Annotated in this window: 3 protein-coding genes; 2 read left to right on the forward strand and 1 reads right to left on the reverse strand. The window is 65.6% G+C overall.

Annotation, left to right across the window (positions count from 1 at the left end; genetic code table 11):
- Both EYQ35_01245 and EYQ35_01250 read left to right on the forward strand, forming a co-directional pair.
- Positions 1-1,675 (forward strand): hypothetical protein (locus EYQ35_01245; protein ID HIF62766.1); only part of this gene is annotated, 1,675 nt, incomplete at its 5' end.
- Positions 1,672-5,304, forward strand: a complete 3,633-nt coding sequence (locus EYQ35_01250; protein ID HIF62767.1) for a hypothetical protein — start codon at positions 1,672-1,674, stop codon at positions 5,302-5,304. The genes EYQ35_01245 and EYQ35_01250, both read left to right, overlap by 4 nt.
- On the opposite strand, the gene EYQ35_01255 is transcribed toward EYQ35_01250, so the two are convergent.
- Positions 5,289-6,269, reverse strand: a complete 981-nt coding sequence (locus tag EYQ35_01255; protein HIF62768.1) for a WYL domain-containing transcriptional regulator — start codon at positions 6,267-6,269, stop codon at positions 5,289-5,291. The genes EYQ35_01250 and EYQ35_01255 overlap by 16 nt on opposite strands.
- Positions 6,270-6,391: the final 122 nt, after the last annotated feature.

Raw genomic sequence — 6,391 nt, forward strand, 5'->3', positions numbered from 1 at the left:
AAATGACAACGCCTGGACGGTGTCGTTCGACTATCTTGTCTATCGATTGAAAAAGGCAGGCGCAGGCACGACAGCCGCCGGCATCAAGCGCCTGGCCGAGCTGCTCAAAGACGACGAGCCTGCAAGTCCAGTCCAGTGGGCCGAGCGGTTCTCGGCCCGCCTGCACTCGGTGTCGTGGCCCGGCGGCGGACTATCGGCCACCGAGGGCGTGGCGTTTGCCCGCTGGCGCGATGTGCTGGCCGAGCTGACCGCCATGACCACTGTTGCTCCGAGCATGACACGCGCGCAGGCACTGGACCGCACGCGCCGACTAGCCGGCGACTCGCTGGCGCAGGCGGCTTCCTCTGGCCTGCAGGTGCAGGTGCTGGGCGTGCTCGACGCTGCGGGTCTTGAGTTCGACCACGCGTTCCTCGTGGGCTTCGACGCCGGTAGTTTTCCGGCGTCGGCCGCACCGCAGCCGCTTCTGCCCGCCCACTGGCAGGCCGAGACCGGCCAGCCGAGATCATCACCCGAGGTGGAGCTCGATTTCGCCCGTCGCGTCTGGGAGCGCCTGCTGGGCAGTGCCAAAAACGTGCATGCCAGCTGCGCCAGGCAGGGCGACAGCGACCAGCCCTTGCAGCCCTGCGCTATGCTTGTCGGCCCTATGCTTGGCGAGCTGGACGACGCGCCTGCTGTGGACCACGAGACCTGGTATCGCCCAGCCGACAGTTCCAAGAGACAGGAACAACTCGTGCCGCGCGCCGTCGACTCGACGCCGGCCGCCTTGGTATTGAGCGGCGGTACGAACCTGCTCAAGGACCAGTCGGAGTGCCCGTTTCGGGCGCTGGCCTCACGCCGCTTGCACGTGGAAGCACTCGAGACACCGGCACCGGGTCTTGCTGCCACCGATCGTGGCACGCTGGTTCACGATTTACTGGAGAAGACCTGGGACGAACTGGGCAACTCGGTCACGCTTCGGGCAAAGACAGACGACCAGCTCAGGCAACTGGTAGAAAATGCGGCCGACGAGATGCTCGCCGAGCAGCACGCCCTGGCCTCCGCCGGCCTGGTGCCGGCAACTCGTTCCTGGATGGTGGGCATCGCCCTGGCGTGGCTGCACTTCGAACGTGAAAGCAGGGCGGGAGACTGGAAGGTCGTCGCGACAGAGGCCGACAGCCGCGTCACCCTGGCCGGCGTCGAGCTGGCGCCCATGCGCATAGACCGAATAGACGAACTGGCCGACGGCGGCCTGGCTGTGATCGACTACAAGACCTCATCGATGAAGTCGGGCTACAACAAGTGGATGGGCGAGCGACCGCGCGAGCCGCAGCTGCCGATTTACGCACTGGCCGTTGCCGAGAATGGTACGGTCGGCGGTGAGGTCGCGCCCGGCGCCAACGTGGTCACGGCGTCGTTCGCAAACCTGGTGTCGCGCGAGGACCTGGGCTTTGGCTCGCCACCCGATTTTCCACTCACTGGTAGCGAGCCTAAAGAAAAGGACAACTGGCCCGGTTGGGAAGTACAGCTGGCCCAGTGGCGCCGCGATTTCGATCAGCTGGCCACCGACTATGCCCAGGGTGCGGCACCGGTTGACCCGCTGGACGCCAGTGTTTGCCGCTACTGTCACCGCCAGCCCCTGTGTCGGGTATTCGAAGGGCAGGTAGAAGAAATCGACGATGGGGAGGACGAACGGTGAGCGCTGCTTCGATGGCACAGGCGCCTCCCGCCGACGCGGCTGAACGCAGACGCGCGCTCGACCCCTCTGCGAGCTTTGTAGTGCAGGCGCCGGCCGGCTCGGGTAAGACCGAGCTGCTGGTGCGCCGTATGCTTCGACTGCTGGCAACAGCCTCCCGCCCGGAGGCCGTGGTGGCGATAACTTTCACGCGCAAGGCCGCTGGTGAAATGCGCGAGCGCATAAGCAACGCCCTGCGCGAGGCGGCCACGGGCACCGAGCCCGAGGGCGACTACGAACAGGAACGCTACCGCCTGGCTCGCGCCGTTGTCGAACGCAGCGAGGCAGACGGCTGGAACCTGGTAGACGACCCGGGCCGGCTGGAGCTGGTGACAATAGACAGCCTGTGCGCGCGCCTGGCCGAGCGCACGCCGCTGCTGAGTCGTTTCGGTGCGCGGCCGGACCTGGCCGTTGACGCCAGGCCGCTCTACCGCAAGGCGGTGAGGCGAGTGATGGCGCGCGCGGGTGAGGACAGCGAGCTCGGCGCATCGATAACCCTGGCGCTTGAACGCACGGAGTTGCGCGGCGACGGCCTGGAAGAACAGCTCGAGGCCATGCTGGGCCGGCGCGAGCAGTGGGCCGGTGCGGCCGTCGACATGAACGACCCCGACCGTGCCGACCTCATGATAGATCGAGTGGAGCAGGGGTTCGCGGAGTTGATGGGACGCCAGCTCGCGCGACTCGAAGCAGCGCTGCCCGCAGAACTGGCCAGCGGTGCAGCCGACATCGCCCGAGCTACACGCGCCCAGTTGCAGGACGACGGCCGCGTCTGCGACTGGCCGACTTTTAACCAGCCCGCAGACCTCGGTGTTGAACCCGACTGCGTAGCCGCGTGGCGAGGCTTATCGGCGCTGCTGCTGACGAAGTCGGGTACCGTTCGTAAGTCGGTCACCGTCGCGGTAGGCGCGCCCAAAAAGAGCCAGCTCAAGCAGGACTACGGCGAACTGCTGGAGCTGGTACGAGAGCAACTCGACGACGGTCATCCTTTGCTAAGTGGGCTGGTGGCCATAGCCGACAAGAGCTTCCCGTCTTCTTCCAGGTTTTCGCCGGAGGGCAGGGCGGCGCTCAAGGCTTTTTTCAAGATCCTGCTCATGGCCCACGCCGAACTGTGGCAGGTGTTCCGCGAGCAGGGGCAGGTAGATTTTTCGGAAGTATCCGTACGCGCCATTGCTGCACTGGGCAGTGTCGAAGAGCCGGGCCGGCTGCTCGAAAACCTCGACCGTCGCATCGAGCACCTGTTGGTCGACGAGTTCCAGGACACCAACGTGTTGCAGTGCGAGCTTGTGCGTCGTCTTACCGGCGAGTGGGGAGCCGAGGACGGTCGTACCCTGTTCGTGGTGGGTGATCCCATGCAGTCGATCTACCGCTTCCGCAAGGCCGAGGTCGGGTTGTTCCTGGAGGCGGCGCGCCAGCACTCGCTGTTTCCCAGCGTGCAGCTTGAGCCGATCAGGCTGACGGTGAACTTCAGGTCGGAGGAGTCGATCATCGACTGGGTCAACCGCGTGTTTGCCCAGACGATGGGCGCTGAGGACGACGCCGAGCAGGGCGTGGTGGCGTTTGCGCCGGGCAACGCGCGGCCGGCCGCCGGCGAAGGCTCACCCATTGAACTGTTGGGTTGGGCTGTCGATGGGGATGAAGAAGATACGCCAACCGCCGCCGAGCTACAGGCGGCCGAAGCTCGCGGCCTGGCGCGGCTGATACGCGATGAGCTGATTCCCGGGGCACGCGCACGAGCGAGCGACGGCAAGGGCGGCAAGGTGGCCGTGCTTGCCAGGGCGCGTAAGCACGGGCGCGGCTTGATGGCCGAACTGAGGCGCCTTGGGGTGCCATTTTCCGCCGTGGAGATGGACTACCTCGCCGACAGGGCCGTTGTCCAGGACTTGCGCTCGCTGGCGAGTTTTATCGTCCACCGCTCGGACCGGCTGAGCGGCCTGGCCTTGTTAAGATCGCCACTTGGCGGCGTCGCGCTCGAAGACCTGTGCATACTCGTAGAGCCCGAGGTCGCTCGGACCAGCAAGGCCAGGCGTGACGCGCGCGGGGTGAAGGGCGCGCTCCTGCCTCATTACCAGACGGTGACCGAGTTGCTCACTGACGATGCAGCGCTTGGCGGCATGAGCGAGGACGGCCGTGAGCGCGCGGGCCGCGTACTGTCGGTTGTTGACCGGTCGCGTGGCCTGCTGGGGCGTGTGTCGGTGGCCCGCGTTGTCGAAGCCGCGTGGCTTGAGCTGGGCGGAGCTGCCTGGGCCGACGACACGGCTATGCTCGACGCGCGACGTTTTCTGGACCTGCTGGCCACCGTGGAGCAGGGTGGCCATGTTGATTTTGACGAGTTGGAAAGCCGCATGGCGGACCTGATGGCGGCGGCCGATCCCGATCCCGACATCGCCGTTGAGTTCATGACCATGCACAAGGCCAAGGGCCTGGAGTGGGACACCGTGGTGCTGCCCGGCCTGGGCACAGGCACCGGCGGCAACAAGACGTCGCCGGTGGCCTGGGAGACGGAGCCGGGCACGGGCTTGATGACCATAGCGGCTCCCCAGCCCGAGCGCGGGCGCCGCAGCGAGGACGACGGCAAGTTCAAGTTTCTCCAGGCCCGCGAAAAAACCCGCAGCGACGCCGAGGTTCTGCGTGTGGCTTACGTGGCCGCGACCCGCGCCTGTCATCGACTGGTGCTCTCGACCCCGGCCGTATCTCGCGATGAGGCCGGAGAGCTGAAGACTCCCGGCAGGGGAGCGCTGCTGGGAGCTCTCTGGCCGGCCGTTGAAGACCAATACGACGAAAGAATCGTGAGCGTGGATGATGTTGCTGCCGCCGATGCAGATGCTGCCACCGATGCCGATGCTGCCGGCAATGACGTTGTTACCGGCCAACAACTCACCCGCCTGCGTGCTGACTTCGCCTTGCCCGCAGCACCGCCGCCGGTGGCCGACAGCCTGCGCCTGCGCCGACCTTCTGAAACCGGCAAGCCCGTACACGCCGAGGCCATGACAACCGACCGCAGCGCGCTGCAGAAAGGCACCGTCGTGCACAAGTGGCTCGAGCGCATCGGCCACGACGCGATGGAGGGCTGGGACACCGAGCGACTTGAGCGAGAGAAGCCGCGCATCAGGCAGGCCTTGGCGGCCGAGGGGGCACTGCATGACCGGCTCGACGACCTGGCGGACGAGGCGGTAGCTGCCCTGGGCCGTGCGCTGGCCGACGACAAGGGCCGCTGGCTGCTGGGCAGACAGGAAGACGATCGCTACGAGTGGGACTTAACGATGGTGGCCGAGGTGTCAGGCCAGTCAGAAATTACCTCGGCCAGTATCGATCGCAGCTTTGTAGAAAAAGGCGTGCGCTGGATCGTGGACTACAAGACCGGCCGGGTGCCGTTTGGCCAAGGCGAGTTTGCCGGCCTGGACGAGGCCGCTGCGCGCGAGAAGTACCTGGCCGAAAAGAAGGAGCACTACCAGGACCAGCTGCAGGCTTACGGCGAGTTGCTGGCCCATCTTGAGCCCGACCGCCCGATAAAACTCGCGCTGTACTTTCCCGAGGTCGAACGCGGCCTGCACGAGTGGGATTACGAGGCCGACGCTCTTCAGCCGGCCGAATAACTACCCGAAGCCTCGCGCAAACGGGTCGCCACCAACTCGCGCAGTTCGGGCGGGCCGATGACCTCTACGTCGGGGCCGTACTTGAGGATGTCCATCATCAGCTCCTCGCTGCGTCCGTAGGGCACGCTCAGTTCATAGCTGCCGTCTTCGAGGCGTTGGCCCTTCTGTTCGGGATGCCACAGTTCGCTCTCGACCCAGCGCGCGCGGTGCGGGTTGAACCTGAGTACGGCCGTGCCGGTCACGGCACCCGGAAAAATACCGTAGGTACTTTTCACGTGGTCGTCGAGCTGCTCATCATCAACATCGGTGGCTGCCTCTTCGAGCACGCTGTAGTCGAGTATGCAGTCGAGCGAAAACATGCGCAGGTCCTCTCGCATGTGGCACCAGGCGTCGAGGTACCAGGCACCGCGGTAGCTCACCAGACGCTGCGGCGAGATGTCGCGCTTGGTCTGCTCGTCCTTGCCCCGGGCGTGGTAGGTAATGTTGACGCGCCGTCGTTCCATGGTGGCCTCGGCCAGCGTCTCAAAGGTGTCCTCGGGCGTGTCCCTGCTGCCTATGCCCAGTATGCGTATGCGGTCAACCTGGCTGCGGTCGCGCCCCAGCTCGCGCTCGACCAGTTCTTTTACCGGTGCGGTAAACCGGTCGCTCAGGTCGGGTTCCAGTCGGCTCAGCAGTTCGTGCATGGCCAGCAGAGCCCTGAGCTCGGCTCCTGAGAACTGCATGGGGATGGCCTGCATGGCGTGCTCGCTGCTCGCCTCGATGTAGTAGCCGTTGGTCTCGGCGTGAAAGGGGATGTCGTGGCCCATTTCACGCAGGTTTTCCAGTGCGCGTTTAACCGTGGCCCGCGAGCAGTTCATGCTCCTGCACAGGCCCTTCATGCTGCGCGGCTGCAGCGCACGGTCGGGTCCACGGCCCATGAGTTCGCGGAAAAGCTGCACGGCCCGGTCGGTGTTGCTCATGCCCATAATGGACAAGCTTATAAAACATTCCTGCAGCTACCGGAAAGCGCCGCCTGCCCGTGAGGCAGCGCCTAGCTGCCGTGGCAGATCACGCAGTTTTCCGGGCCCTGGCCGGTGAGCAGCGGATC

This window comes from Candidatus Binatota bacterium (genome assembly GCA_012960245.1).
In the GTDB taxonomy this organism is placed as follows: Bacteria; Desulfobacterota; Binatia; order UBA1149; family UBA1149; genus UBA1149.

Excerpts from the sequence above, each read along its gene's own strand:
- EYQ35_01255 (HIF62768.1), bottom strand. The coding sequence starts at position 6,269 with ATGGGCATGAGCAACACCGACCGGGCCGTGCAGCTTTTCCGCGAACTC.